Source organism: Streptomyces sp. NPDC057010, assembly GCF_042673805.1.
In the GTDB taxonomy this organism is placed as follows: domain Bacteria; phylum Actinomycetota; class Actinomycetes; order Streptomycetales; family Streptomycetaceae; genus Streptomyces.
This window is the reverse complement of the sequence record NZ_JBHUSC010000006.1, coordinates 40824-66236: the sequence shown is the minus strand read 5'-3', so window position 1 is coordinate 66236 and position 25413 is coordinate 40824. Positions and strand designations below refer to the sequence as shown.

Here is a 25413-nt window from a genome sequence, read left to right as displayed (position 1 = left end):
AGCGCCGGCCCGTCACGGCGGGGCCGGCGGGGCCTGCGGCTCCGGCCGGCCCGTCGTCTCCGCGGGCGGGCCCGCGCGGGCCCGGATCCCGGGGGTGAACGGGCCCGTCGCGGGACGGGCCGTGACCTCGGCGATCTCACCCTCGACCCGGCACACGGCCAGCACCGCGCCCTGGGCCCGCGCCACGCGCCGTGCGGTGGCGCAGGCCGCCTCCGGGCCGTGGGCCCAGCCCGCCGCCGCAGCGAGCGCCGCCAGGTCCGCGGCCGCCGCCGCACGGTGGCGGGCCACGACGGCCTGGCCCAGCAACAGCACCCCGCCGAACACCGCCCCCAGCACGGTGGCCACCAGCGCCGCCCACACCGTGGCCGAGCCCCGGTCCCGGCTCACGGCGGCGGCCCCACGCTGTCCTCCGCCAGAGCCACCGCCTGCGCCCCCAGCCGCACCGGCAGCCCGCCGGGCCCCGGCGCCGGGGCCGACACCCGGACCCGCCACAGGTCCCCGGCCCGCTCCACCTGCACCTCCGCTCCCGAGGGCGCGGCCGCCCGGGCCGCCGCCACCGCGACCTCCGCCGGCTCCGACCGGGACGCCGCCCGGGCACCGGCCCGGGCCGCGTCCACACACCGGATCTGCGCGGCCGCCGCCATCAGCGCCCACACCAGCAGCGCCGCGAACAGCACCAGCGCCGGAATCACCAGGGCGGCCTCCGCCGTCACATATCCCCGGTCGCCCCGGCCCCCGATTCCCCGGCTCCGCCCGGCCCTTTCCTCAGAACGGCACATCGAGCGCCTTCCCGATGGTCGACTGAAGGGCCGTGGCGACCACTTCACTCGTCACCACCTTGTACAGAACGGCCGCGAATGCACAGGCCGCGATCGTGCCCATGGCGTATTCCGAAGTGGACATCCCCCTATCGCTCCCGCGGGCTCCCAGCGCCGCCCGTACCCGAAACCAGATGATCCTCATGGCAACCTCCCGTTGATTTCCTTGCGAAGTGTGCTGTCGACGTCTGTTGTTGATGTGACTTCAGGTGTTCGAGAGGAGACCGGAGGCCATACCGATCACCACCGGGGCGACTCCGATCGCGAGAAATGCGGGGAGGAAACACAGCCCCACCGGAGCGGTGACGAGGACCGCCGCCCGCTGCGCCCTGGAGCCCGCCCGGCGGGTGCGGTCCTCGCGCAGGGCCGTCGCGAGCCGTGAGACCGGTTCCGCCGCGGGTGCCCCGGTCCGGGCCGCCCGTTCCAGGCACTGCGCGAGCGCCCTGGCACCGGGTATCTCCGCCAGACTCCCCCACGCGGCGCCCGGTTCGCCGCCGAGCCGCAACTCCGCCCCGGCCCGCGCCAGCCGCTCGCCCACCGGGCCGCCCAGCGACTCCCCGACCACCTCCGCGGCCTCCACCGGGCCGGCCCCGGCGGCCAGGCAGGCCGCCAACAGGTCGGCGGCGAACGGCAGCTGACGCTCCGCCTCCCTTGGGTCCACCCCCGCCGGCGGTCGCGCCCGGGACCCCCACCGGCGGACCGCGAACGCCGCCAGGCCGCCGGCGGCCAGCCCGGTCACCCCGCCGACGAGCACCCAGCCCGCCAGCAGCGCCCCCGCCGGCCCCGCCCAGGCCGCGACCGCGCCGCGCACCCTGAAGCCCGGCGCCGGCCCCTTGGGACCCGGTTTCACCCCCAGCAGGACCGCGAACCGGCGCCGGGCCGCCCGCGCCCGGACCCGCGCCACGACCGCCGACCCCGCCCACAGCGCCGCCACCGCCAGGCACAGCACCATCCCCAGCCTGTGGACATCGAAGCCCCCGAAGCCGCCCATCACCGCTCCCCCGCCCGTACGATCCGCCGGCACCACACCAGTCCCAGCGCCTCCAGCACGCCGCCCGCGAGCAGACACCCCCACCCCATCGGGGTGTGCAGCAGCACCCGCAGCGGATCCGCCCCCAGTCCGGTGCCGATCAGCAGGCCCACCAGGGGCAGCAGGGCGAGCACCACGGCCGTGGACCGGGCTCCCGCCAACTGGGCCCTCAGGGACTCCTGGCGGTCCCGCTCGGCCCGCAGGGCGCCCTCCAGCCGCTCCAGCCCGGCGGCCAGGCCCGCGCCGCCGTCCACCGACACCCGCCAGCAGGCGGCCATCCCGGCCAGCCCCTCCGCGCCGGGCTCCCGAGCCGCCTGGCGCAGCGCGGCGGGCACGTCCCCGCCGAACGCGGCGGCGGCCAGCACCCCCGCCTCCGCCGGGCCCGGGCCGCCCGGGGCCGCGGCCGTCCGCCGTATGGCCGCCGTCAGCGCCTGCCCCGGCTGGGCTCCCGCCCTCAACTCCCCCACGGCCGCCCCGCACAGGGCCACCACCTCGGCGGCCCGCGCCACCCGGGCCCGCTCCCGCGCCCGGGTCCGCAGCCACCGCCGCACCAGGGGCACGGCGGCCGCCCCCGCCACCAGCGGGACCACCGATCCGCCCAGCACGGCGACCAGGAGCCCGGCCCCGAGGCAGGCCCACTCGCGCCACCGCGCCGCCCGCATCCGTACGCCGGCCAGCAGCCGCTCCAGGCGCACCGGCCCGCCCGGGACCACCGGCCCGCCCCCGGCCACCAGCACCCGGGCCCGCCGGGAGACCCGGTCGCCCCCGGCCAGCACCCAGGCGGCCGCCCCGGCGCACAGCACCCCGGCGAACACCGGTACCGGCAGCACCGCCCCGGCGCTCACCGGATACCTCGCAGCAGCGGGCGCAGCCGCTCCCAGCCGCGCTCCCGTACGAAGCCCCGCGCGGCCCACCGCAGCGCCGGTACGGTGACCACCAGCCCGGCGGCGTCCCGCTCCAGCACGTGCACCTCGGCCACCCGGCGCCGCCCTTCCCGGTCCCGGATCAGGTGGACGACCAGGTTCAGCGCGGCCGCCAACTGGCTGTGCAAGGCGGCCCGGTCGAGCCCGGCGGCCGTCCCCAGCGCCTCCAGGCGGGCCGGAACATGGGCGGCGGCATTCGCGTGGACCGTCCCACAGCCGCCTTCGTGTCCCGTGTTGAGGGCCGCGAGCAGGTCGGCCACCTCGGGGCCGCGGACCTCGCCGACCACCAGCCGGTCGGGCCGCATCCGCAAGGCCTGCCGGACCAGGTCCGCCAGCGTGACCAGGCCCGCCCCCTCCTGGTTGGCCGGGCGCGTCTCCAGCCGCACCACGTGCGGATGGTCCGGGCGCAGCTCGGCCGAATCCTCGGCGAGCACGATCCGCTCGCCGGGGCCCACCAGCCCCAACAAGGCGCTGAGCAGGGTGGTCTTGCCGGTGCCGGTCCCGCCGGAGACGAGGAACGACAGCCGGGCCTCGACCATCTCCCGGAGCAGCCGGTGCCCGCCGGGCGGCAGGGTCCCGGCCGCGACCAGTTCCTCCAGCGTGAACGCCCGCGGCCGCACCACCCGCAGCGAGAGGCAGGCCGTCCCGACCGCCACCGGGGGCAGTACGGCGTGCAGCCGGGTGCCGTCCGGCATCCGGGCGTCCACCCAGGGCCGGGCGTCGTCCAACCGCCGTCCCGCGACGGCGGCGAGGCGCTGGGCGAGCCTGCGCACGGCATCGGCGTCGGCGAAGGTCACGCCGGTCAGCTCCAGCCCGCCGCCCCGGTCCACCCACACCCGGTCGGGGGCCGCCACGAGCACATCGGTGACCTCGGGGTCGGCGAGCAGCGCCTCCAACGGGCCAGCCCCGACCAGCTCGGACCGTAACTCGGCGGCCACACCCAGCACTTCCGCATCGCCGAGCAGCCGGCCCTGGGCCCGCAGGGCCGCCGCCACCCGCGCCGGGGTCGGTTCCGCCCCGGTCTCGGCGAGCCGCCGGCGCACCGCATCCAGCAGTACCGCGCTCATGCCGTCACCCCCTGGGCGGAGCCGAGCACCCGCTGCCAGAAGCCGTCGCAGAACCGGGCCAGCGCGCCCCGCCCCTGCGCCCCCGGCGGTTCCCCCTCGCACACCCGCCCGGGGAGCCCCACCTCGACCGGCACCTCGCCGGCCAGCGGCGCCCCCAGCAGCCCGGCGACGGCCTCGGCGTCGAGACCGCCGGGGCAGCGGCCCCGTACGACGACACGCACGTCCCGGGCCACCATCCGTACGCCGGCGGCCACCCGGCCCGCGGCGGCCACCGCCCGCAGCTCGCCCGGGACCACCATCAGCACCAGGTCGAGCTGGGCCAGCACCTCGGCCACGGCTTCGTCCACCCGCCGCGGGAGGTCGACCACCACGACCCCGCCCCGGCGGCGGGCGGCTGCCACCACCGAGCGCATCGCCTCGGGCGGCACCACCACCCGGTCCCCGCGGTCCCAGCTGAGGACCCTCAGGGCGTGCAGCTCGGGCAGGGACTCCTCCAGCGCTCCGGCTCCGACCCGGCCGCGCGAGGCCGCGAAGTCGGGCCAGCGCAGTCCTTCCGCGGCCTCGCCGCCGAGCAGGACGTCCATGCCCCCGCCCAGCGGGTCCCCGTCGATGAGGATGGTCCGCTCTCCGGCGCGGGCGGCCCCGAGGGCGAGCGCGCAGGCGAGGGTGGAGGCCCCGGCCCCGCCGCTGCCGCCGATCACGCCGACGGCGAGGGCGGGCCGGCCGGCGCCTTCCACCACATCGGCGATGCGGTCGACGAGCCGGCTCTCGGCGTCGGGCAGCCTGAGCACCTCCTCGGCGCCGATCTCCACGGCCCGCTGCCACACGAGGGGGTCGTCCAGCTCCCGGCCGACGAGGAACACCCCCTCCCTGCGCGGCGCCCCGCGCACCCGCAGCGCGGCGTCGTCCCCGACCAGCACCAGCGGCGCGGACTCCCATCCGACGCTCCCGGGGCCCTCGGCGCTTGCGCCGCCCGTTCCGCTCTGCTCCGGCACCGCGTGGTGCACATGCGGCTCGGCCCCCGCGGCGGCGCACAGCCGCAACAGGTCGTCGAGCAGCAGGGGGTCCTCGGTGATGATCAGCGGTCGCCCGCCACCGGGCGCCGCCCCGCCCACCACGGACTCGGGTGTTTCACACGACTTCGATCGGACCACGATCTCCGCCCCCTTCTCACTGCGAAATCCAGCACCGCGGACTTCGCGGCTGGAATCACCGTGCAGCGATCAGGAAAAAGAAGTGGATCTTGCTCGAAAACTGTGGACACCGCGTCGATTGTGAATAACCCGGTCACTCTCTCAGGTGAGTTCCGGAGCGCGGTGGAACCACTACGCACCGTTACGAGTCTGAGAGGGTGAGGGCCTTCGCCGCGCCGGCCCCGTAGACACAGGAGGGCCGGAGGGATGGTCACTTGGGGCCGAAGGCAGGGACGCAAACCGCGTCCGGACATGCGACGACCCCCGCCGGGGGGGAGAGCGGGGGTCGTCCCCACGGTCCGACTCGGGGGGGGAGGAGCCAGACCGGGTTAGCACGGTCGCGAACGATCCGTGACTTCCATGGTGTACCCGAGAGCCTTCTCAGGCAAACCCACGCGCCACACCTTACGCCGAATGGTGGGCGCATATGCTCAGTGCGTGGAAAATCAGCCCTTGCCGCACTCCTCGCCTCGCACCGCAGCCTTCTTCGACCTGGACAAGACGGTCATTGCGAAGTCGAGCACCTTGACGTTCAGCAAGTCCTTCTACCAGGGCGGACTGATCAATCGTCGCGCCGTGCTGCGCACCGCGTACACACAGTTCATCTTCCTGGCCGGTGGCGCCGACCACGAACAGATGGAACGGATGCGCGAGTACCTCTCCGCCCTCTGCAAGGGGTGGAACGTACAGCAGGTGCGGGAGATCGTCGCGGAAGCCCTGCACGATCTGATCGACCCGATCATCTACGACGAGGCCGCGTCCCTCATCGAGGCCCACCACACGGCGGGCCGCGACGTGGTGATCGTGTCGACCTCCGGTGCGGAAGTGGTCGAGCCGATCGGGGAGATGCTCGGCGCCGACCGCGTCGTCGCCACGCGCATGGTCGTCGGCGAGGACGGCTGTTTCACCGGGGAGATCGAGTACTACGCCTACGGGCCCACGAAGGCGGAAGCCGTCCGCGAGCTCGCCGAGTCCGAGGGCTACGACCTCGCCCGCTGCTACGCCTACAGCGACTCGGCCACCGACATCCCCATGCTGGAGGCGGTCGGGCACCCGCACGCCGTCAACCCCGACCGGGCACTGCGGCGCGAGGCCCTGGCGCGGGAGTGGCCGGTGCTCGTGTTCGACCGCCCGGTGCGCCTCAAGCAGCGGCTGCCCGGGCTGTCGATGCCGGCGCGGCCGGCGCTGGTCGCCGCCGCGGCCGTCGGGGCGGCAGCCGCCACGGCGGGGCTGGTCTGGTACGCGAGCCGGCGCCGGGCCAACGCGCTGGCCGCCGCCGCGTCCGCGTGATTGTCCTGACCTGCACCGATACGGGCCGTCCAGTTCGCCCGATCTTGCCCTGGAAAGTAAAAAGTGGAGCCAGGGGTTTCGCATGGCTCCCAAGCGGAGTACAAATAAAGCAACGGCCCGCGAGACCAAAGAACATCCGAGAGGATCATCTTTAAAACGCAGTAAGGCCCACGGACCGAAGCATGAACGCCGAGCACCCACGCGACGTCGACCCGTCGATTACGGGCCAGCCGCACCAGGTGACGGGCAAAGTTCCCGACCTGATGGGCAACCATCGAGGACGCTTGGTAACTGGGCGTAAATGCCAGCGGCGACACCAAAGCAGTACGGTGTCGCCGCAACCCATGTCCGGGCGAAAAACCCCGGACACCACGCGCGAACCTCAGGCCGCGCCGCGCTGAAGCGCCTCGCAGACGGCCGTCGACTCGCGCACGCCCAGCTCGATCGCCCGCCCGCAGTGGGCGATCCAGGCGGCCATCCCCTCCGCGGTACCGGAGACGTAGCCCTCGAACGCGGCCAGGTACGCCTCGCGCCCCTGCTCGGCGTGGCCGACCTCCGCCGGGCAGATCGCCTTCGGGTCCAGACCGCTGTTGATCAGGACGATCCGCTCGGCGGCCCGCGCGACCAGCCCGTTGTACGTGGCGAAGGGCCGCAGGGCCAGCAGTTCGCCGTGCACGACCGCCGCCGTGACCAGCGCCGGGGCGGAGCCGCCCGCGATGATCAGGCGGGAGAGCCCGTCCAGCCGCCCGGCGACCTCCTCCGCACTCGGCAGCTCCAGCTCCACCAGCGGCTCGTCCACCGGCTCGCCCGCCAGCCGCGGCCGGCCCACCACGTCCCCGGCCGCCGTCGAACCCGCCGCGACCAGGTGGAGCCGCGCCAGGACCCGGAGCGGCGACTGGCGCCAGATGCTCAGCAGCTGCCCGGCCTCCGCGGTGAGGCGGAGCGCAGCGCCCACCGTCAGCGCCTCGGGCTCCGACCCGAAGTCCGTCCGGCGGCGCACCTCCTCCAGCGCCCAGTCCGCACCGGACAGCGCCGCGCTGGCACGGGCGCCGCGCAGCGCGGCCTCCGAGGTGATCTCGCCACTGCGACGGCGCATCACCCGGTGCCCGTAGACCCGGTCCACTGCCTTGCGTACGGAATCCACGGACTCGGCGACACCCGGCAGCCCGGCCAGGGCGGCCAACGGGTCAGAAGCGCTACTCATAAGTAGGGAGCCTACGCACTGCACACCCATAGCACCGACCCCTCCTTGGAGTGGTCTTCTTCACTCACCTTGACAACTCACCGCGATCGGTCCACTACGCTTGGTGAACATGAAGATCGCTTTCGTGGGAAAGGGCGGCAGCGGCAAGACCACGCTGTCCTCCCTCTTCATCCGCCACCTCGCCGCCAATGAGGCTCCCGTCGTCGCGGTGGACGCCGACATCAACCAGCACCTGGGCGCCGCGCTCGGACTCGGCGAGGACGAGGCCGCCGAACTGCCCGCCCTGGGGGCGCACCTGCCCCTGATCAAGGAGTACCTGCGGGGCTCCAACCCGCGCATCGCGTCCGTCGACACGATGATCAAGACCACCCCGCCCGGCCGGGGCTCGCGCCTGCTGCGGGTCACCGAGGACAATCCGGTGTACGAGGCCTGCGCGCGCACGCTCCTGCTCGACGGGGCGCCCGTACGGCTCATGGCCACCGGGCCGTTCACCGAGGCCGATCTGGGCGTGGCCTGCTACCACTCGAAGGTCGGGGCGGTCGAGCTCTGCCTCAACCACCTCGTCGACGGCCCCGACGAGTACGTCGTCGTCGACATGACCGCCGGTTCGGACTCCTTCGCCTCCGGCATGTTCACCCGCTTCGACATGACCTTCCTGGTCGCCGAGCCGACCCGCAAGGGCGTCTCCGTCTACCGCCAGTACAAGGAGTACGCGCGGGACTTCGGCGTCTCGCTCAAGGTCATCGGGAACAAGGTGCAGGGCCCGGACGACATCGAGTTCCTCCAGGACGAGGTGGGCGAGGACCTGCTGGTCACCGTCGGGCACTCCGACTGGGTGCGGGCGATGGAGAAGGGCCGGCCGGCCGCCTTCGAGCTGCTGGAGGCGACCAACCGGCTCGCCCTCCAGTCCCTCCAGGACGCGGCCGACGACTCGTACGCGCACCGCGACTGGGAGCGGTACACCGAGCAGATGGTGCGCTTCCACCTCAAGAACGCGGAGAGCTGGGGCAACGCCAAGACCGGGGTCGACCTGGCGGACCAGGTCGACCCCGATTTCGTCCTGCGTGAGGGTGCCGGGGCGCCCGGCGGGGCAGAGGGCCTCGTCAGCCCTCGTCCGCAGCCCCCTCAGCCGGCTCCGCAGCCGGCGTGACGGCGGCGGGGGCCGCCGGCGGCGCGGGCGGCGGCCCCGCGGTCAGGAACTTCGTCCAGCCCTGCTTCGGCGCCTCGCCGACGTCGAGGGTGCGCATCCACTCCAGGGTCTTGGGGTCCTGCGCGTCCAGCCAGTCCGCCAGCTCGCGGAACGGCACGCAACGGACCTCCTTCCGCGTGCACATGCCCTTGATGGACTCCTCGACGGCGCGCATGTAGGTGCCGCCGTTCCAGGACTCGAAGTGGTTGCCGATGATCAGCGGCGCGCGGTTGCCCTCGTAGGCCCGGTCGAAGGCCTGGCTCAGGCCGTCGCGCATCTGGTCGCCCCAGTACTGGTGCTGCGAGGGGTCGCCCTGCGAGGTCGTCCCGGACTGGTTGACCATGTAGTTGTAGTCCATGCTCAGGGTGTCGAAGCCGCGCCCCGGCATCGGGACCAGTTGCAGCGGCAGGTCCCAGAGGCCGTCCGTCTTCTTGGGCCAGATCTGCTTGCTGATGCCGCTGGAGTCGTAGCGGAAGCCCATGTCCTTCGCCGCCAGCATGAAGTTCTTCTGGCCCTCCAGGCACGGCGTGCGGGCCCCGATCAGCTCCTTGTCGTAGTCGAAGGGGAGCGCCGGCATGCTCTTCAGGCCCGCGTTCGTCTTCCAGTTCTTGACGAAGGACTTGGCCTGGTTGATCTCGCTCTTCCACTCCTCGACCGACCAGGTGCCGACGCCGCCGTCGGGACCGCAGAAGTGGCCGTTGAAGTGGGTGCCGATCTCGTTGCCCTCCAGCCACGCCTCGCGGACCTGCGTGGCGGTGTCCTTGATGCCCTGGAGGTCGCCGAAGCCGATGTCGGAACGGCCGGGTGAGTGCTGGGGAGCGGTGTAGAGGGAGCTCTTCTCCTCCGGGAGCATGTAGACGCCGCTGAGGAAGTACGTCATCCGGGCGTTGTACTGCTTGCCGACCTCGCGGAAGTGCGAGAAGAGCTTCTGGCTGTCCTCGCCGGCGCCGTCCCACGAGAACACCACGAACTGCGGCGGCTTCTCACCGGGCTTCAGCTTCTCCGCCTTCTGCACGTGCGGCTGCGCACCGGTGTACGCGGTCGAGCCGTCACCGATGAGCCGGTTGACGCTGCCGGGGGCCTCGGGGGCGTTGGCGCCCTTCCGCTGAGCCCCGGAAGCCGGGGACTTGGCGGGACCCGAGGAGCTGCAGCCGGCGGCTCCCAGCACCAGCGCCGTGGCGACCAGGCCGCCGGCGATCTTCTTCGTGGCGGCGATCATCCGCCCCACCTCTCCCTCGCAGTTCCGTTTCAGCGCTTCCGCGCCGCAACGTCCCATGGGGTTCACCGTGAGGAAGATGTGACAAGCCGTACAAAATGCTTAATCACCCCCGAGTGCTAATTCCTAGTCCATTTGCCCCCATTCCCCACCACTCCTCTTTACTCTCCATTACCATCCATTTACCGAGTGTTGAGACTCCCGCCGCTTCACCCCTCCCCCGAGGAGACGGGACCTTATGACAGCCACCTCCCCCACACCCACGAACCTCTCGGCGGACCTCTCCGCCTCCATCGCCGTCTTCCTGATCGCCCTGCCGTTCTCGCTCGGCATCGCCCTCGCCACGGGGGCCCCGCTCCAGGCGGGCCTGGTCGCCGCGGCGGTCGGCGGGATCGTGGCCGGACGGCTCGGCGGCGCACCGCTCCAGGTCAGCGGGCCCGCAGCCGGACTCACGGTCGTCACCGCCGAGTTGATCCAGCACTACGGGTGGCGTACCACCTGTGCCATCACCGTGCTGGCCGGCATCTGCCAGCTCGGCCTGGCCGCCCTGCGCACCGCCCGGTCGGCGCTCATGGTCAGCCCGGCGATCGTGCACGGCATGCTCGCGGGCATCGGCGTGACCATCGCGCTGGCCCAGCTGCACATCGTGCTCGGCGGCACCCCGCAGAGCTCCGCCGTCGCCAACGTCCTCGGACTGCCCGATCAGTTGGCCGATCTGCACCCGGTCGCGCTCGGTGTCAGCGTGCTGACGCTGCTCGTCCTGTTCGGCTGGCCGAAGCTGCCCGGGCGGACGGGCCGCGCCCTGCGCAGGGTGCCGGCGGCGCTGGCCGCCGTGGCGACGGCCACCGCCCTCGCCGCCGTGGCCGGCCTCAGCCTGCCCCGGGTGGACCTGCCGTCCTGGCGCAGCCACGCGCTGCCCGAACTGCCCGAGGGCCCGGTGCTCGGCATCATCGCCGCCGTGCTGACCATCACCCTGGTCGGCAGCGTGGAATCCCTGCTCTCCGCCGTCGCGACCGACAAGCTGATCGTCTCCGAGCGGCGTACGGGCAACCGCCCGCCCCGCGCCGACCTCAACCGGGAGCTGCGGGGGCAGGGCGCGGCGAACATCGTCTCCGGCGCGCTGGGCGGGCTGCCCGTCGCGGGCGGGGCCATGCGCAGCGTGGCGAACGTCAAGTCCGGTGCCGTCAGCAGGCGGTCGGTCATGCTGCACGGATTCTGGGTGCTGCTCGCGGCGGGGTTGCTCGTCCCCGCCCTCGACCTGATCCCGCTGGCCTCACTGGCCGCGCTGGTGATGGCGGTGGGGGTGCGGATGGTGAGCGCCACGCACCTGCGTACCGTCACGCGGCACCGCGAGATCGTGGTCTACGGCACGACCATCGCGGCCGTGGTGCTCGGCGGGGTCCTGGAGGGCGTGGCCATCGGCATCGCCGTCGCGGTCGCGCTGGCCCTGCACCGGCTGGCCCGGACCAGGATCACGCTGGAGGAGCTCGACGGCGGGGTCCACCGGATCCGGGCGCGCGGGCAGTTGACCTTCCTGGCCGTGCCGCGGCTGAGCCGGGTGCTGAACCAGATCCCGCACGAGGCGCGCGCCGTGATCGAGCTGGACGGCTCGTTCATGGACCACGCGGCCTACGAGACCTTGAAGGACTGGCAGGAATCCCATCTGGCGCACGGGGGTTCGGCGGAGGTCACCGGCCGCTCCGGGTCGCCGGGCCCGATCTCCGAGGCCGACCGGTCGCGGCGCACGCCCCAGCGCGCAGGCCACCAGTGCTGCCGCCCCTGGACTCCGTGGCAGAACCACTGCGACCACCAGGCCACGGGGACCCGTACGGCCACGACCGCGGCCGCCGGAGCGACGGCGGCCCCCCGGCGGCGCGGCGCCGGCCAACTGGCCAACGGGATCAGCGCCTTCCAGCGCGATACCGCGCCCCACGTCCGGGACGAGCTGGCCCGGCTGGCGCGCGAGGGGCAGCGGCCCTCCCAGCTCTTCCTCACCTGCGCCGACTCCCGCCTGGTGACCAGCATGATCACGGCCAGCGGGCCTGGCGACCTGTTCACCGTCCGCAACGTCGGCAACCTCGTCCCCCTGCCGGGCGCCGAGTCCAACGACGACTCGGTCGCGGCGGCCATCGAGTACGCGGTGGACGTGCTCAAGGTGGACAGCATCACGGTGTGCGGTCACTCGGGCTGCGGGGCCATGCAGGCCCTGCTCAACTCCGCGCCCGGGGCCCCGACGACCCCGCTGCACCGCTGGCTGCGGCACGGGCTGCCCAGCCTGGAGCGGATGGCCAGCCGCCACCACGCCTGGGCCCGGATCTCGGGGCGGCTCCCGGCGGACGCGGTGGAGCAGCTGTGCCTGACCAATGTGGTCCAGCAGCTGGAGCACCTGCGGGCCCACGAATCGGTGGCCAGGCGGCTCGCCGAGGGCACGCTGGAGCTGCACGGGATGTACTTCCACGTGGGCGAGGCGCAGGCGTACCTGCTCTCCGAAGGCGAGGACTTCTTCGACTGCCGGGTCTTCGACACCGTGGGAGCCGCGGGAGCGGTGGGAACCGCCGAAGCCGTCGGACAGAACGCCTGAAACCACAGCGCGCCTGAACCGATAGCCTCACCCATCCGTGCAATCGTTTTGGCCCCTTCCCGCACCCTGCAGCGGGAAGGGGCCTTTCGCGCCCGGACCCGGCCGTGTTATAGGTCTAAACCAATTCTCGGCTACCCCTTGTCACCTGGGCCGCTGACTGATGAGCTATGCCCGGGGACACAACGGACACCCTGGGAAAGGGAGATGTCGTGAGCAACGAAAGCCTGGCCAATCTGCTCAAGGAGGAGCGGCGGTTCGCACCGCCCGCCGATCTGGCCGCCGCCGCCAACGTGACAGAGGCTGCGTACACACAGGCCGACGCGGACCGGCTGGGCTTCTGGGCCGAGCAGGCCCGGCGGCTGACCTGGGCCACCGAGCCGACCGAGACGCTCGACTGGACGAACCCGCCCTTCGCGAAGTGGTTCGCGGACGGCAAGCTGAACGTCGCCTACAACTGCGTGGACCGGCACGTCGAGGCCGGCAACGGCGACCGCGTCGCCATCCACTTCGAGGGCGAGCCCGGCGACAGCCGCGCGATCACCTACGCCGAGCTCAAGGACGAGGTCTCCCGGGCCGCCAACGCCCTGACCGAGCTGGGCGTGCAGGCCGGCGACCGCGTCGCCGTCTACCTGCCGATGATCCCCGAGGCGGTCATCGCGATGCTCGCGTGCGCCCGCGTCGGCGCCGCGCACTCCGTGGTCTTCGGCGGCTTCTCCGCGGACGCCGTCGCCTCCCGCATCCAGGACGCCGACGCCAAGCTGGTCATCACCGCCGACGGCGGCTACCGCCGCGGCAAGCCCACCGCGCTGAAGCCCGCCATCGACGAGGCCGTCGACAAGTGTCCGCAGGTCAAGAACGTGCTCGTGGTGCAGCGCACCGGCCAGGACACCGCCTTCACCGAGGGCCGCGACCTCTGGTGGCACGAGGTCGTCGGCCGCCAGTCCACCGCGCACACCCCGCAGGCGTTCGACGCCGAGCACCCGCTCTTCATCCTCTACACCTCGGGGACCACGGGTAAGCCGAAGGGCATCCTGCACACCTCGGGCGGCTACCTCACGCAGGCCGCGTACACCCACCACGCGGTCTTCGACCTGAAGCCGGAGAGCGACGTCTACTGGTGCACCGCCGACATCGGCTGGGTGACCGGGCACTCGTACATCGTCTACGGGCCGCTCGCGAACGGCGCCACCCAGGTCATGTACGAGGGCACGCCGGACACCCCGCACCAGGGCCGCTTCTGGGAGGTCGTCCAGAAGTACGGCGTCACCATCCTGTACACGGCGCCCACGGCCATCCGTACGTTCATGAAGTGGGGCGACGACATCCCCGCGAAGTTCGACCTGTCGAGCCTGCGCGTACTGGGCTCGGTCGGCGAGCCGATCAACCCCGAGGCCTGGATCTGGTACCGCAAGCACATCGGCGGCGACCGCTGCCCGATCGTGGACACCTGGTGGCAGACCGAGACCGGCGCGATGATGATCTCCCCGCTGCCGGGCGTCACGCACACCAAGCCGGGCTCCGCCCAGCGCGCCCTGCCCGGGATCTCCGCCACCGTCGTGGACGACGAGGCGCACGAGGTGCCCAACGGCGGGGGCGGCTACCTGGTCCTCACCGAGCCGTGGCCGTCGATGCTGCGCACCATCTGGGGTGACGACCAGCGGTTCATCGACACCTACTGGTCGCGCTTCGAGGGCAAGTACTTCGCGGGCGACGGCGCCAAGAAGGACGACGACGGCGACATCTGGCTGCTCGGCCGGGTCGACGACGTGATGCTGGTATCCGGCCACAACATCTCCACCACCGAGGTCGAGTCGGCGCTCGTCTCGCACCCCGCGGTCGCCGAGGCGGCCGTGGTCGGCGCCAACGACGAGACCACCGGCCAGGCCATCGTGGCCTTCGTCATCCTGCGCGGCAGCGCCTCCGAGACCGAGAGCCTGGTCGCGGAGCTGCGGGGCCACGTCGGCGCCACGCTCGGCCCGATCGCCAAGCCCAAGCGGATCCTGCCGGTCCAGGAACTGCCGAAGACCCGCTCGGGCAAGATCATGCGCCGTCTGCTGCGCGACGTGGCGGAGAACCGCGCCGTCGGCGATGTGACCACGCTCGCGGACTCCTCGGTCATGGACCTGATCCAGAGCAAGCTGCCGAGCGCTTCCAGCGAGGACTGAGACACGACCGGAGGGGCATCCGGCGCGCCGCGCCGGATGCCCCTTTCGCACATAAGGTGATGATCGCCGGATACGCCCTCGCGTACACCCTGTAAAATATTGAAAGCGTAAAAATCACAGGGTGCGCCGGGAAGTCTGGTCGGCAACTGCTTCGTCATGCCGTCGACCACCCGGAGGTGCCCCGCCGTGGCCACGCCCACCCCCAGCCGCAAACTGCTCGGCCGCCTCTCGCTGCCGGAGCGCCGCTTCGTCGCGAATGCCCTGCGCGCCGAGACCGTCGGTGGCGTACTGCTGCTCGTGGCCGCGATCGCCGCCCTGATCTGGGCCAACACGCCCGCCCTGACGAACAGCTACGACACGGTCCGGGGCTTCCACCTGGGCCCCGCCGCCCTCGGCCTGGACCTGTCGATCCAGCACTGGGCCGCCGACGGCCTCCTCGCGATCTTCTTCTTCGTCGCCGGCATCGAACTCAAGCGCGAGCTCGTCGCGGGCGACCTGCGCGACCCCAAGGCGGCCGCCCTGCCGGTCATCGCCGCCGTCTGCGGCATGGCCGTCCCGGCCCTCGTCTACGCGCTGGTCAACACGCTCGGCAACGGCTCGATGGACGGCTGGGCGGTCCCGACCGCGACCGACATCGCCTTCGCACTCGCGGTCCTCGCGGTCATCGGCACCTCGCTGCCCTCCGCCCTGCGCGCCTTCCTGCTGACGCTCGCCGTCGTCGACGACCTCTTCGCCATCCTGATCATCGCGGTGTTCTTCACCAACGAGATCGACTTCCTGGCGCTCGGCGGCGCCGTCGCGGGCCTGGTCCTCTTCTGGTTCCTGCTGCGCAGGAACGTCCGCGGCTGGTACGTCTACGTCCCGCTCGCCCTGGTCATCTGGGGCCTGATGTACAACAGCGGCATCCACGCCACCATCGCCGGTGTCGCCATGGGCCTGATGCTCCGCTGCACCCGCAAGGACGGCGAGCAGCACTCCCCCGGCGAGCACATCGAGCACCTGATCCGGCCCGTCTCCGCCGGTCTCGCCGTCCCGCTCTTCGCGCTGTTCTCCGCCGGCGTCTCCCTCTCCGACGAGTCCATCGGCCAGGTGTTCAGCCGGCCCGAGACCCTCGGTGTGGTGCTCGGCCTGGTCGTCGGCAAGACCGTGGGCATCTTCGGCGGCACCTGGCTGGCGGCCCGCTTCACCAAGGCCGAGCTGAACGAGGACCTGGCCTGGCCCGACGTGTTCGCCGTGGCCTCGCTCGCCGGCATCGGCTTCACCGTCTCACTGCTGATCGGCGAGCTCGCCTTCGCCGGCGACGAGCTCCTCACCGACGAGGTCAAGGCGGCCGTCCTGATCGGCTCGCTCATCGCAGCGGTCGTCGCCTGCGTCCTGCTCAAGCTCCGCGACCGCAGGTACAGGGCGCTCACCGAGGCCGAGGAGCGCGACGAGGACCTCGACGGCATCCCGGACATCTACGAGGAGCACAACCCGGCGTACCACCTGCGGATGGCGAGGATCTACGAGAACAAGGCCGCCGAGCACCGCCGCAAGGCCGCGGCGGCGGCCGCGGGACCGGCCGAAGCGGCGGCCGGGTCCAGCGCCGAGGGCGACCGTCCGGCATGATCTGAGTGACGACGGAGGACAGCCGCCGGCAGCAGACAACAGAGGGAGAGAGCGATGAGCACAGTGGACCAAGGGGTGCAAGGAGCCGAGCGCACGCTCGGCCAGCTGGTCGCCTCGGCCACCGCCGAGATGTCCGCCCTGGTGCACGATGAGATCGCCCTCGCCAAGGTCGAGATCAAGCAGGACGTCAAGCGCGCGGGCATCGGCAGCGGCGCGGCGATCGTCGCGGGCGTGCTCGTGCTCTTCTCCCTCCCCGTACTGAGTTTCGCCGCGGCGTACGGGATCCATAACCTCGGGCTCGGCCTGGCGTGGTCCTTCCTCATCGTCGGCGGCGCGTTCTGGCTGCTCGCGGGCCTGGTCGGGCTGCTCGCCGTGGTCAAGTTCAAGAAGGTCAAGCCGCCGGTGAAGACCATCGAGTCCGTCAAGCAGACCGCCGCGCTCGTCGGGACCGTCAAGCCGCACGCGCGGCCGTTGAGTGACAACGCCGTGGGTGTGGCACGCTCGTCCTCATGACAGCGCCCTCGCCGGACCCCAGCACTCCGCCCACCGCCGCCACGGCGGTACGGCTCGACGTGCCCGGCAGGACGGTGATCCACCGGGACGTCGCCGCCAACGGTGCCCGCTTCCACGTCGCCGAGCTCGGTGACGGGCCGCTGGTGCTGCTGCTGCACGGCTTCCCGCAGTTCTGGTGGACCTGGCGGCACCAGCTGACCGCCCTCGCCGACGCCGGCTACCGGGCGGTCGCCATGGACCTGCGCGGCGTGGGCGGCAGCGACCGCACCCCGCGCGGTTACGACCCGGCCAATCTGGCGCTCGACATCACCGGGGTCGTACGGTCCCTCGGCGAGCCGGACGCCGCGCTCGTGGGGCACGACCTGGGCGGATACCTGGCCTGGACGGCCGCCGTCATGCGGCCCAAGCTGGTGCGCCGCCTCGTCGTCTCCTCCATGCCGCATCCGCGCCGCTGGCGCTCCGCGATGCTGTCGGACTTCGGTCAGACCCGGGCCAGTTCGCACATCTGGGGCTTCCAGCGGCCGTTCGTCCCCGAGCGGCAGCTCGTCGCCGACGACGGGGCCCTCGTGGGGCAGCTGATCCGGGACTGGTCGGGGCCGCTGCTCCCGGAGGACGCGGATCTCGCCGTGTACCAGCGGGCGATGTGCATCCCCTCCACCGCGCACTGCTCGATCGAGCCGTACCGCTGGATGATGCGGTCGATGGCGCGGCCCGACGGGCTCCAGTTCAACCGGCGGATGAAGCGGCCGGTGCGGGTGCCGACGCTGCACCTGCACGGTTCGCTCGACCCGGTGATGCGGACGCGCAGTGCGGCCGGCTCCGGGGAGTACGTCGAAGCCCCGTACCGGTGGCGGCTGTTCGACGGTCTCGGGCACTTCCCGCACGAGGAGGACCCGGTCGCCTTCTCGACGGAGTTGGTGAACTGGCTGAAGGACCCCGAGCCGGACCGCTGACCCATCACACGCCACCGCACGCCCCTTGCGATATGACAACCATTCAATTGCCTGGCGCATAGGCCAATTGGCCGCCGCGTACGGGGTTACCGACCTTGGGGCACGGGCACAGCTCGGAGTATGGGCTGGACGTACGACCACGGTGACACCGCGCACGAACGCCGCTCGGCAGCTACGCCGGGCACCCACGAGAGGGCGGGCCGGCACGGCCACGACCTCAGACTCGGGATCCCGCGCATCCTGCGCCGCCGCGCCCGCTGGGTCTCGGCCCGCCTGCGGCATCCGCGGACGTAGGGACCGCGGAGGCCGCTGAGCCTGCGGGAAAGCGGCTGCGCGGGAGCCTCAGAGGGCGCAACCCTGGCTGTCGATGCGCTGCTCGGCGGACTTGCCGATCCGGATGTCGTCGCGGATCTCGTCCGCCGTCAGCGCGTAGCCGGTGTTCGGGTCGTCGAGGGACTTCGCGAAGACCACCCCGTAGACCTTGCCTTCCGGGGTCAGCAGGGGGCCGCCGGAATTGCCCTGGCGGACCGTCGCGTAGAGCGAGTAGACGTCCCGTCGGACGGTGCCCCGGTGGTAGATGTCCGGGCCGTTGGCGTTGATCCGGCCGCGGACGCGGGCGGAGCGGACGTCGTACGCGCCGTTCTCGGGGAAGCCGGCGACGATCGCGTCGCTGCCGCTCGCCGCGTCCCTGTCGGTGAACTCCAGCGCCGGGGCCTTCAGCTTGGGCACGTCCAGGACGGCGATGTCGCGCTCCCAGTCGTAGAGCACGACCTTGCCGTCGTAGAGCCTGCCCTCGCCGCCGATCTGCACGGTCGGCTCGCCGACGCCGCCGACGACGTGCGCGTTGGTCATCACCTTGCCGGGCGCGAAGACGAAGCCCGTGCCCTCCAGCACCTTGCTACAGCTGGGCGCGGTGCCGACGACCTTCACGATCGAACGCTTCGCCTGCTCGGCGACGGGGCTTTGGGCCAGCGCCGGATCGGGCGCCTTCACCTCGGTGATGGGCTCGTTGGAGAACGGGCTGAACACCTGTGGGAAGCCGTTGCGCGCCAGGGTGGAGCTGAAGTCCGAGAACCAGGTGTTCGCCTGCGCGGGCAGCACCCGCGACACGCCGAGGAGCACCTTGGAGTTGCGGACTTCCTTGCCCAGGGTGGGCAGCGAGGTCCCGGCCAGTGCAGAACCGATCAGCCACGCCACCAGCAGCATCGCCACGACATTGACCAGGGCCCCGCCGGTCGCGTCGAGGGCGCGCGCCGGTGACCACGTGATGTTGCGGCGGAGTTTGTTGCCGAGGTGGGTGGTCAGGGCCTGCCCGATCGAGGCGCAGACGATGATCACGACGACCGCGATGACGACGACCGTGGTGGACACCTGGGTGCCGTTGTCCGTCACCCGGTCCCAGACCAGCGGGAGCAGGGACACGGCGACGAGGCCACCGCCGAGGAATCCGATCACCGACAGGATGCCGACGACGAACCCCTGGCGGTAGCCGACGATCGCGAACCACACGGCGGCGAGCAGCAACAGGATGTCCAGCACGTTCACATGGGTCACCGTCTCACGCGCGCCAGTCGAGCGGGACGTGCCGCGAGCGGTCCCAGGGGCGTTCCCAGCCCGCGAAATGCAGGAGCCGGTCGATCACTCCGGCCGTGAAACCCCAGACCAGAGCCGATTCGACGGTGAAACCCGGGCCCAGGTGGCCACTCGGGTGGACGGCCGTGACGCGGTGCTCGGGATCCGTGAGATCCGCCACGGGGACCGTGAAGACGCGGGCCGTCTCGGCCGGGTCCACCACGCCCACCGGGCTCGGGGTGCGCCACCAGCCGAGGACCGGGGTCACGACGAACTCGCTGACCGGGATGTAGAGCCGGGGCAGGACCCCGAAGAGCTGGACACCGGAGGGGTCGAGGCCGGTCTCCTCCTCGGCCTCGCGCAGGGCGGCGCGCAGCGGGCCGGTGGTGTGCGGATCGCCGTCCTCCGGGTCGAGGGCGCCGCCGGGGAAGGAGGGCTGGCCCGGGTGGGAGCGCAGGCTGCCGGCGCGCTCCATGAGCAGCAGCTCGGGGCCGCGCGGGCCCTCGCCGAAGAGGATCAGCACGGCCGACTGGCGGCCGCGGCCGTCCTCGGGCGGCAGGAACCGGCTCAGCTGGGGCGGCTCGATGGTCCGCACGACCCGCTCGACCGGCTCGAGCCAGTCGGGCAGGCCCTCGGCGGACACCTCGATGCCCGTGCCCTCCCGGGCTGCTGCCGTCTCGTCCCGTGTACCGCGCGTCATAGGCACCCCTGTCCGTGATCTCCCTTACCGCCAAACGCGGTCCGGGTACCGATTCGTTCCTACGGCTGCGCGCCGCTGCCGGAGGGGCCGGCTCCCAGAGGCGGAGCGGGAAGGCCCGGGTAGTCCGGGGGCGGGGTCAGGCGCTGGCCCGGCTGGCCTCCCTTCTCGTACCGCAGCAGCTTCTTCGCCTTCTCCGGGTCCGTCTCGCCCTCCCCGTACGCCGGGCACAGCGGGGCGATCGGGCAGGCCCCGCAGGCGGGCTTGCGGGCGTGGCAGATCCGGCGGCCGTGGAAGACGACCCGGTGCGAGAGCATCGTCCACTCGCTCTTCGGGAAGATCGCGCAGATCTCCGCCTCGACCTTCTCCGGATCCTCCTGCTCGGTCCACTTCCAGCGGCGGACCAGCCGGCCGAAGTGGGTGTCGACCGTGATCCCGGGAACCCCGAACGCATTGCCGAGCACCACGTTCGCCGTCTTGCGGCCGACTCCGGGCAGGGTCACCAGGTCCTCTATCCGGCCCGGCACCTCCCCGCCGAAGTTGTCCCGGAGGGCCTGCGAGAGGCCGAGCAGAGACCTCGACTTCGCCCGGAAGAACCCGGTCGGCCGGATGAGCTCCTCCAGATCCTCGGGAACGGCCGCGGCCATGTCCTCGGGGGTCGGGTAGGCGGCGAAGAGGGCCGGGGTCGTCTGGTTCACCCGCAGGTCGGTGGTCTGCGCGGAGAGCACCGTCGCGACGAGCAGCTCGAAGGGATTGCGGAAGTCGAGCTCCGGATGGGCGTACGGATAGACCTCGGCCAGCTCCCGGTTGATGCGGCGCGCCCGGCGCACCATCGCCAGGCGCGATTCGGGCTTGGCCACGGGCGGTTTCTTGGCCGAACCTTTGCCCTGGGGGGCGGGCAGGGCCTGCGAAGATGCCTTCGCGGGGGCTTGTTCGCCCACGGCTGAATTATGGGCCGCGGTCACTCCCGCGGACCCCTTGGCCTGTGCTCTCACCGGCTTATTGGACACCCGGCCAGCCTAAGGCCGACCGCTGACACCCGCCCGGACCTCAGGTAACACCACCCCGATTGGTCTCACACCGCACAGCACACGCGTACGTCCGGCATCCTTGGTAGTGATTGATCGCACTGTTTGAGCCGTCCGGCAAAATGGGAGACCCCGGTCCGGGTCCCCTGAGCTGGTCGACATAGGAGAGAGACTCGTGGACGACGTTCTGCGGCGCGCCCCGCTCTTCGCGGCGCTCGATGACGAGCAGGCCGCGGAGCTCCGCGCCTCCATGGGCGAGGTGACCCTCGCACGCGGTGACGCCCTGTTCCACGAGGGCGACCCCGGCGACCGGCTGTATGTCGTGACCGAGGGCAAGGTGAAGCTGCACCGCACCTCCCCCGACGGTCGCGAGAACATGCTGGCCGTCCTCGGCCCCGGCGAGCTGATCGGCGAGCTGTCGCTCTTCGACCCGGGCCCGCGCACCGCAACCGCCACCGCGCTGACCGAGGTCAAGCTGCTCGGTCTCGGGCACGGCGACCTCCAGCCCTGGCTGAACGCCCGGCCCGAGGTCGCGACCGCGCTGCTGCGCGCCGTCGCCCGGCGCCTGCGCAAGACCAACGACCAGATGTCCGACCTGGTCTTCTCCGACGTTCCCGGCCGCGTGGCCCGGGCGCTCCTCGACCTGTCGCGCCGTTTCGGCGTGCAGTCGGAGGAGGGCATCCACGTGGTGCACGACCTCACGCAGGAGGAGCTGGCGCAGCTCGTCGGCGCCTCGCGCGAGACCGTGAACAAGGCCCTGGCCGACTTCGCGGGCCGCGGATGGCTGCGGCTCGAGGCCCGCGCCGTGATCCTGCTGGATGTGGAGCGGCTCGCCAAGCGTTCCCGCTGACGCTTGGTCTTCGCTGTCTGAGGGGTCCCGCCCGGTTGGGTGGGGCCCCTTTCCCGTGTTCGGGTACGACGCCGTTGCCGGGGCTCTGCCCCCGAGCCCCCGCGCCTCACACGCCGGCGGGGCTGGTTTTGCCCCGGAACCCGGCGTTTGCGCGACCGCTCCCGGGCAGGGCGAAGGCACAGTAGGACGCATGGAGCACAGAGGGCTGGACGCGGACGGGTACATCGAGCGGGAGGGGGCCCTCGGGCGGGTGCCGGCCGGGTTCAGGGGGGTCGTGGCCGCCGCCCGGGAGCGGATCGCCGAGGCGTACGGCAGGCGGCTGCACAGTGCCTACCTGTACGGGTCCCTGCCGCGCGGAACGGCCCGGCCCGGCCGGTCCGACCTCGACCTGCTCCTCGCCCTGCAGCACGAGCCCGCCGACGAGGACCGGGACACCGCCGAGGTGCTGTCCCGCGGGCTCGACGAGGACTTCCCGGAGATCGACGGCGCCGGGATCCTGCTCTACGGCAAGGACACCCTGCTCAGCGAGCAGGAACGATACGACCTGGGCTGGTTCCTGGCCTGCCTGTGCACCCCGCTGCTCGGCGCCGACCTGGCCGAGCACCTGCCCCGCTACCGCCCCGACGGCCTCCTCGCCCGCGAGACCAACGGCGACCTGGCCGACGTACTGCCCGGGTGGCGGGCGAAAGTGCAGGAGGCGTCCACCGCGGACGAGTACCGCAGGCTGAGCCGGGCCTTCTCGCGGCGCCTGGTGCGCACCGGGTTCACGCTGGTCATGCCGCGGTGGGGCGGCTGGACCAGCGACCTGACCGAGTCCGCGGAGATCTTCGGCGGGTACTACCCCCAGCGGGCGGCCCAGATGCGGGCCGCGGCCGCCGTGGCCCTGGAACCCGTCGCGGACCCGGCCGTGCTGCGCAGCTACATCGAGGACCTCGGACCGTGGCTCGCGGACGAGTACACGGCCCGGCACGGCAGGAAGGCCCCGCGGTCCTGACGCGCGGCCGGCCCGCTCATTCGGGCCCGCCCGGGATCAGGCCGTGCTCCTGGAGGTACTCCAGCTGCGCCCGTACCGACCATTCCGCAGCGGGCCACAGCGAGCGGTCCACGTCCGCGTAGACCTGGGCGACGACCGCCTCGGGGGTCGTGAAGCCGTTCTCGACGGCCGTCTCGACCTGGGCGAGGCGGTGCGCGCGGTGGGCCAGGTAGTACTCGACGGCGCCCTGGGCGTCCTCCAGGACCGGCCCGTGGCCCGGCAGGACGGTGTGCACCCCGTCGTCGACGGTGAGCGAGCGCAGGCGGCGCAGGGAGTCCAGGTAGTCGCCGAGGCGGCCGTCGGGGTGCGCGACGACGGTCGTGCCGCGGCCGAGGATCGTGTCGCCGGTCAGGACGGCCCGGTCGGCGGGCAGGTGGAAGCACAGGGAGTCCCCGGTGTGCCCGGGGGTCGGGACCACGCGCAGCTCCAGCCCGCCCGTCCGGATCACGTCCCCGGCGGCCAGACCCTCGTCGCCCAGGCGCAGGGCCGGGTCCAGCGCCCGGACCTTGGTGCCGGTGAGCTCGGCGAAGCGGCCGGCGCCCTCGGCGTGGTCGGGGTGGCCGTGGGTGAGCAGCGTGAGGGCGATGCGCTTGCCGGCCTGCTCGGCGGCGGCGATCACCGCGCGCAGGTGCCCCTCGTCCAGCGGGCCGGGGTCGATGACGACGGCCAGCTCGGAGTCGGGCTCGGACAGGAGCCAGGTGTTGGTGCCGTCCAGGGTCATCGCGGAGGCGTTGGGGGCCAGGACGTTGACCGCGCGGGCGGTCGCGCGGCCGGAGCTGACGACTCCGCGGGGCTGTCCGGGCAGGGCGGCGGCGTCGGTCATGCGGGGCCTCCGAGGCGCACTCGCTTGGTGAACTCGTCGTGTCCCGGCCAGCTGAGCACCAGCTCCCCGTCCTCCAGCGCGGCCTGCGCCAGAACGGCCGTGAGGTCCTGCGCGCCGGCCGCGGCGAGCGCGTCGGCGGCGCTCCCGTACGGCTCCAGGGAGCGCAGCGTGGAGATCGTGGGCGGCATCATCAGCAGTTCGCCCTTGTCGTACCCGTCGGCCGCGTCCGCGGGGCGGATCCAGACGGTCCGGTCGGCCTCGGTGGAGGCGTTGCGGGTGCGCTGGCCCTCGGGGAGGGCGGCGACGAAGAACCAGGTGTCGTAGCGGCGCGGCTCGAACTCCGGGGTGATCCAGCGGGCCCACGCCCCGAGCAGGTCCGAACGCAGCCGCAGACCGCGGCGGTCGAGGAACTGGGCGAAGGACAGCTCCCGGGCGACGAGGGCCTGCCGGTCGGCCTCCCACTCGTCGCCGGTGGTGTCGCCGACGACGGTGTCCCCGGTCTCCCCGGCGAGCAGTACGCCCGCCTCCTCGAAGGTCTCGCGGACCGCGCCGCACACGATGGCCTGGGCGACGGCGGGATCGGTGCCGAGGCGTGCGGCCCACTCCTGCCGGGAGGGGCCCGCCCAGCCGACGTGGTGTTCCGCGTCGCGCGGGTCCACTCCGCCACCCGGATAGGCGTACGCGCCTCCGGCGAAGGCCATGGAGGCGCGTCGGCGCAGCATGTGGACCGCGGGCCCGGTGGGGGTGTCCCGCAGCAGCATCACGGTGGCTGCGCGCTTCGGTTCCACCGGGGTGAGCGAGCCGTCCGCGAGGGCGCGGATGCGGTCGGGCCACTCGGGCGGGTACCACTGGCCTCCGGCCGGGGGCGGGGTGTGCGGTGGCTGCGGACCGTGCTGACCATTCGGCATGGCGGGATGCTACGGGGATCCGGGCCGATGTTCGAGAGCCACCCGGTGGCGGGCCGGCCCCGGACCGCTGCGCGGAGCCGGGGAGGCCCGCCGGGGCCGGGCCGTGCGAGGGCGCGTCAGGAAGAGGCGATCTCGACCTGGATCTCGACCTCGACCGGGGCGTCCAGCGGGAGGACGGCCACGCCGACCGCGCTGCGGGCGTGGACGCCCTTGTCGCCGAGGACGGCGCCCAGGAGCTCGCTCGCGCCGTTCAGGACGCCCGGCTGACCCGTGAAGTCCGGGGCCGAGGCGACGAAACCGACGACCTTCACGACACGCGCGATCTTGTCGAGGTCACCGATGACCGACTTGACGGCGGCCAGGGCGTTCAGCGCGCAGGTGGCGGCCATCTCCTTGGCCTGCTCCGCCGAGACCTCGGCGCCGACCTTGCCGGTGAGCGCCATGCTGCCCTTGACCATCGGAAGCTGGCCCGCGGTGAAGACGTAGGCGCCCGACCGGACCGCCGGCTGGTAGGCCGCCAGCGGCGGGACGACCTCGGGGAGGGTCAGGCCGAGTTCGGCCAGCTTCGCTTCGACGGCGCCGCTCATGCCTTCTCCCGCTTCAGGTAGGCCACGAGCTGCTCGGGGTTGTTCGGCCCGGGCACGACCTGGACGAGCTCCCAGCCGTCCTCGCCCCAGGTGTCCAGGATCTGCTTGGTGGCGTGCACGAGCAGCGGAACCGTCGCGTATTCGAACTTCTTGGTCATGGGAGCG

General features: G+C 72.6%; 26 protein-coding genes. 10 read left to right on the top strand and 16 right to left on the bottom strand.

Annotated elements, in window-relative coordinates; genetic code table 11:
- Window positions 1–12 precede the first annotated feature (12 nt).
- The 7 genes from ACFTXQ_RS09415 to ssd are packed head-to-tail and all read right to left on the bottom strand — an operon-like array spanning window position 13 to window position 4992.
- Complete coding sequence (locus ACFTXQ_RS09415) at window positions 13–387, bottom strand: Rv3654c family TadE-like protein (protein ID WP_382637580.1); 375 nt, start codon at window positions 385–387, stop codon at window positions 13–15.
- Window positions 384–779, bottom strand: coding sequence for a TadE family type IV pilus minor pilin (locus ACFTXQ_RS09410; protein ID WP_382637577.1), 396 nt, complete (start codon window positions 777–779; stop codon window positions 384–386). Before ACFTXQ_RS09410 ends, ACFTXQ_RS09415 begins: the two co-directional genes overlap by 4 nt.
- Window positions 766–963, bottom strand: a complete 198-nt coding sequence (locus ACFTXQ_RS09405; protein WP_382637575.1) for a DUF4244 domain-containing protein — start codon at window positions 961–963, stop codon at window positions 766–768. The genes ACFTXQ_RS09410 and ACFTXQ_RS09405 overlap by 14 nt, the downstream gene beginning before the upstream one ends.
- A 60-nt stretch (window positions 964–1023) precedes the next feature.
- Complete coding sequence (locus ACFTXQ_RS09400; RefSeq protein WP_382637572.1) at window positions 1024–1809, bottom strand: type II secretion system F family protein; 786 nt, start codon at window positions 1807–1809, stop codon at window positions 1024–1026.
- Window positions 1809–2693 carry a type II secretion system F family protein gene (locus tag ACFTXQ_RS09395; protein ID WP_382637569.1) on the bottom strand — a complete coding sequence of 295 codons (885 nt, stop codon included), beginning with the start codon at window positions 2691–2693 and terminating at the stop codon, window positions 1809–1811. Before ACFTXQ_RS09395 ends, ACFTXQ_RS09400 begins: the two co-directional genes overlap by 1 nt.
- Window positions 2690–3838, bottom strand: a complete 1149-nt coding sequence (locus tag ACFTXQ_RS09390) for a TadA family conjugal transfer-associated ATPase (RefSeq protein WP_382637566.1) — start codon at window positions 3836–3838, stop codon at window positions 2690–2692. Before ACFTXQ_RS09390 ends, ACFTXQ_RS09395 begins: the two co-directional genes overlap by 4 nt.
- Complete coding sequence (gene ssd, locus ACFTXQ_RS09385) at window positions 3835–4992, bottom strand: septum site-determining protein Ssd (protein ID WP_382637563.1); 1158 nt, start codon at window positions 4990–4992, stop codon at window positions 3835–3837. Before ssd ends, ACFTXQ_RS09390 begins: the two co-directional genes overlap by 4 nt.
- A gap of 453 nt (window positions 4993–5445) precedes the next feature.
- Between ssd and ACFTXQ_RS09380 the strand changes: the two genes are divergently transcribed.
- Window positions 5446–6321 (top strand): HAD family hydrolase, encoded by an 876-nt coding sequence (locus tag ACFTXQ_RS09380; protein ID WP_382637560.1) that lies wholly within the window; start codon window positions 5446–5448, stop codon window positions 6319–6321.
- 382 nt (window positions 6322–6703) lie between these two features.
- On the opposite strand, the gene ACFTXQ_RS09375 is transcribed toward ACFTXQ_RS09380, so the two are convergent.
- Window positions 6704–7525, bottom strand: coding sequence for an oxidoreductase (locus tag ACFTXQ_RS09375; RefSeq protein ID WP_382637558.1), 822 nt, complete (start codon window positions 7523–7525; stop codon window positions 6704–6706).
- A 109-nt stretch (window positions 7526–7634) separates the two neighbouring features.
- On the opposite strand from ACFTXQ_RS09375, the gene ACFTXQ_RS09370 reads away from it, so the two are divergent.
- Window positions 7635–8675 carry an ATP-binding protein gene (locus ACFTXQ_RS09370; protein WP_382637555.1) on the top strand — a complete coding sequence of 347 codons (1041 nt, stop codon included), beginning with the start codon at window positions 7635–7637 and terminating at the stop codon, window positions 8673–8675.
- On the opposite strand, the gene ACFTXQ_RS09365 is transcribed toward ACFTXQ_RS09370, so the two are convergent.
- Complete coding sequence (locus ACFTXQ_RS09365; protein WP_382637552.1) at window positions 8629–9933, bottom strand: hypothetical protein; 1305 nt, start codon at window positions 9931–9933, stop codon at window positions 8629–8631. The genes ACFTXQ_RS09370 and ACFTXQ_RS09365 overlap by 47 nt on opposite strands.
- 235 nt (window positions 9934–10168) lie before the next feature.
- On the opposite strand from ACFTXQ_RS09365, the gene ACFTXQ_RS09360 reads away from it, so the two are divergent.
- The 6 genes from ACFTXQ_RS09360 (at window position 10169) to ACFTXQ_RS09335 (ending at window position 18044) form a co-directional block, all read left to right on the top strand.
- Complete coding sequence (locus ACFTXQ_RS09360; RefSeq protein ID WP_382637549.1) at window positions 10169–12511, top strand: bifunctional SulP family inorganic anion transporter/carbonic anhydrase; 2343 nt, start codon at window positions 10169–10171, stop codon at window positions 12509–12511.
- Between the two features lie 167 nt (window positions 12512–12678).
- On the top strand, window positions 12679–14676 hold the full coding sequence (acs, locus tag ACFTXQ_RS09355; protein ID WP_382637546.1) for an acetate--CoA ligase: 1998 nt from the start codon (window positions 12679–12681) through the stop codon (window positions 14674–14676).
- Window positions 14677–14832: 156 nt separating this feature from the next.
- The gene (gene nhaA / locus ACFTXQ_RS09350) at window positions 14833–16284 is read left to right on the top strand and encodes a Na+/H+ antiporter NhaA (protein WP_382637544.1); all 1452 of its coding nucleotides are present in this window, start codon (window positions 14833–14835) and stop codon (window positions 16282–16284) included.
- A 54-nt stretch (window positions 16285–16338) separates the two neighbouring features.
- Window positions 16339–16797, top strand: a complete 459-nt coding sequence (locus ACFTXQ_RS09345) for a phage holin family protein (protein WP_382637541.1) — start codon at window positions 16339–16341, stop codon at window positions 16795–16797.
- Window positions 16794–17750, top strand: a complete 957-nt coding sequence (locus ACFTXQ_RS09340; RefSeq protein ID WP_382637538.1) for an alpha/beta fold hydrolase — start codon at window positions 16794–16796, stop codon at window positions 17748–17750. The genes ACFTXQ_RS09345 and ACFTXQ_RS09340 overlap by 4 nt, the downstream gene beginning before the upstream one ends.
- Window positions 17751–17870: 120 nt before the next feature.
- Window positions 17871–18044 (top strand): hypothetical protein, encoded by a 174-nt coding sequence (locus ACFTXQ_RS09335; protein WP_382637535.1) that lies wholly within the window; start codon window positions 17871–17873, stop codon window positions 18042–18044.
- A 48-nt stretch (window positions 18045–18092) separates the two neighbouring features.
- Here ACFTXQ_RS09335 and ACFTXQ_RS09330 read toward each other — a convergent pair whose 3' ends face one another.
- The 3 genes from ACFTXQ_RS09330 to nth are packed head-to-tail and all read right to left on the bottom strand — an operon-like array spanning window position 18093 to window position 20921.
- Window positions 18093–19295: a MarP family serine protease gene (locus ACFTXQ_RS09330; RefSeq protein ID WP_382637533.1), complete on the bottom strand. Its 1203-nt coding sequence runs from the start codon at window positions 19293–19295 to the stop codon at window positions 18093–18095.
- Between the two features lie 13 nt (window positions 19296–19308).
- On the bottom strand, window positions 19309–20022 hold the full coding sequence (locus ACFTXQ_RS09325; protein WP_382637531.1) for an NUDIX hydrolase: 714 nt from the start codon (window positions 20020–20022) through the stop codon (window positions 19309–19311).
- Window positions 20023–20081: 59 nt separating this feature from the next.
- Window positions 20082–20921, bottom strand: a complete 840-nt coding sequence (gene nth / locus ACFTXQ_RS09320; protein ID WP_382637946.1) for an endonuclease III — start codon at window positions 20919–20921, stop codon at window positions 20082–20084.
- 301 nt (window positions 20922–21222) lie between these two features.
- Between nth and ACFTXQ_RS09315 the strand changes: the two genes are divergently transcribed.
- Together ACFTXQ_RS09315 and ACFTXQ_RS09310 are read left to right on the top strand one after the other, a co-directional pair.
- Complete coding sequence (locus ACFTXQ_RS09315) at window positions 21223–21897, top strand: Crp/Fnr family transcriptional regulator (protein ID WP_003981529.1); 675 nt, start codon at window positions 21223–21225, stop codon at window positions 21895–21897.
- A 190-nt stretch (window positions 21898–22087) separates the two neighbouring features.
- Window positions 22088–22891 carry a nucleotidyltransferase domain-containing protein gene (locus tag ACFTXQ_RS09310; RefSeq protein WP_382637527.1) on the top strand — a complete coding sequence of 268 codons (804 nt, stop codon included), beginning with the start codon at window positions 22088–22090 and terminating at the stop codon, window positions 22889–22891.
- 16 nt (window positions 22892–22907) lie between these two features.
- Here the strand turns inward: ACFTXQ_RS09310 and ACFTXQ_RS09305 are convergent, their stop codons facing one another.
- The 4 genes from ACFTXQ_RS09305 to ACFTXQ_RS09290 all read right to left on the bottom strand — a co-directional run bounded on the left by ACFTXQ_RS09305 (window position 22908) and on the right by ACFTXQ_RS09290 (window position 25406).
- The gene (locus tag ACFTXQ_RS09305; RefSeq protein ID WP_382637524.1) at window positions 22908–23753 is read right to left on the bottom strand and encodes an MBL fold metallo-hydrolase; all 846 of its coding nucleotides are present in this window, start codon (window positions 23751–23753) and stop codon (window positions 22908–22910) included.
- Complete coding sequence (locus ACFTXQ_RS09300; RefSeq protein WP_382637521.1) at window positions 23750–24661, bottom strand: NUDIX hydrolase; 912 nt, start codon at window positions 24659–24661, stop codon at window positions 23750–23752. Before ACFTXQ_RS09300 ends, ACFTXQ_RS09305 begins: the two co-directional genes overlap by 4 nt.
- 116 nt (window positions 24662–24777) lie before the next feature.
- Window positions 24778–25248, bottom strand: coding sequence for a RidA family protein (locus ACFTXQ_RS09295; RefSeq protein WP_382637518.1), 471 nt, complete (start codon window positions 25246–25248; stop codon window positions 24778–24780).
- A complete protein-coding gene (locus ACFTXQ_RS09290; protein ID WP_007264966.1) occupies window positions 25245–25406 on the bottom strand; it encodes a DUF4177 domain-containing protein in 162 nt (53 codons plus the stop codon). The genes ACFTXQ_RS09295 and ACFTXQ_RS09290 overlap by 4 nt, the downstream gene beginning before the upstream one ends.
- Window positions 25407–25413 lie beyond the last annotated feature (7 nt).

Bases quoted from the DNA above. Each gene is read 5' to 3' on its own strand.
- ACFTXQ_RS09345 (WP_382637541.1), top strand. From the start codon at position 16,339: ATGAGCACAGTGGACCAAGGGGTGCAAGGAGCCGAGCGCACGCTCGGC.
- ACFTXQ_RS09335 (WP_382637535.1), top strand. From the start codon at position 17,871: ATGGGCTGGACGTACGACCACGGTGACACCGCGCACGAACGCCGCTCG.
- ACFTXQ_RS09390 (WP_382637566.1), bottom strand. From the start codon at position 3,838: ATGAGCGCGGTACTGCTGGATGCGGTGCGCCGGCGGCTCGCCGAGACC.
- ACFTXQ_RS09370 (WP_382637555.1), top strand. From the start codon at position 7,635: ATGAAGATCGCTTTCGTGGGAAAGGGCGGCAGCGGCAAGACCACGCTG.
- ACFTXQ_RS09340 (WP_382637538.1), top strand. From the start codon at position 16,794: ATGACAGCGCCCTCGCCGGACCCCAGCACTCCGCCCACCGCCGCCACG.
- acs (WP_382637546.1), top strand. From the start codon at position 12,679: ATGCCCGGGGACACAACGGACACCCTGGGAAAGGGAGATGTCGTGAGC.
- nhaA (WP_382637544.1), top strand. From the start codon at position 14,833: ATGCCGTCGACCACCCGGAGGTGCCCCGCCGTGGCCACGCCCACCCCC.
- ACFTXQ_RS09310 (WP_382637527.1), top strand. From the start codon at position 22,088: ATGGAGCACAGAGGGCTGGACGCGGACGGGTACATCGAGCGGGAGGGG.
- ACFTXQ_RS09400 (WP_382637572.1), bottom strand. From the start codon at position 1,809: ATGGGCGGCTTCGGGGGCTTCGATGTCCACAGGCTGGGGATGGTGCTG.
- ACFTXQ_RS09305 (WP_382637524.1), bottom strand. From the start codon at position 23,753: ATGACCGACGCCGCCGCCCTGCCCGGACAGCCCCGCGGAGTCGTCAGC.
- ACFTXQ_RS09375 (WP_382637558.1), bottom strand. From the start codon at position 7,525: ATGAGTAGCGCTTCTGACCCGTTGGCCGCCCTGGCCGGGCTGCCGGGT.
- ACFTXQ_RS09405 (WP_382637575.1), bottom strand. From the start codon at position 963: ATGAGGATCATCTGGTTTCGGGTACGGGCGGCGCTGGGAGCCCGCGGG.
- ACFTXQ_RS09360 (WP_382637549.1), top strand. From the start codon at position 10,169: ATGACAGCCACCTCCCCCACACCCACGAACCTCTCGGCGGACCTCTCC.
- ACFTXQ_RS09365 (WP_382637552.1), bottom strand. From the start codon at position 9,933: ATGATCGCCGCCACGAAGAAGATCGCCGGCGGCCTGGTCGCCACGGCG.
- ACFTXQ_RS09380 (WP_382637560.1), top strand. From the start codon at position 5,446: ATGGTGGGCGCATATGCTCAGTGCGTGGAAAATCAGCCCTTGCCGCAC.
- ACFTXQ_RS09295 (WP_382637518.1), bottom strand. From the start codon at position 25,248: ATGAGCGGCGCCGTCGAAGCGAAGCTGGCCGAACTCGGCCTGACCCTC.
- ACFTXQ_RS09300 (WP_382637521.1), bottom strand. From the start codon at position 24,661: ATGCCGAATGGTCAGCACGGTCCGCAGCCACCGCACACCCCGCCCCCG.
- ACFTXQ_RS09290 (WP_007264966.1), bottom strand. From the start codon at position 25,406: ATGACCAAGAAGTTCGAATACGCGACGGTTCCGCTGCTCGTGCACGCC.
- ACFTXQ_RS09325 (WP_382637531.1), bottom strand. From the start codon at position 20,022: ATGACGCGCGGTACACGGGACGAGACGGCAGCAGCCCGGGAGGGCACG.
- ACFTXQ_RS09410 (WP_382637577.1), bottom strand. From the start codon at position 779: ATGTGCCGTTCTGAGGAAAGGGCCGGGCGGAGCCGGGGAATCGGGGGC.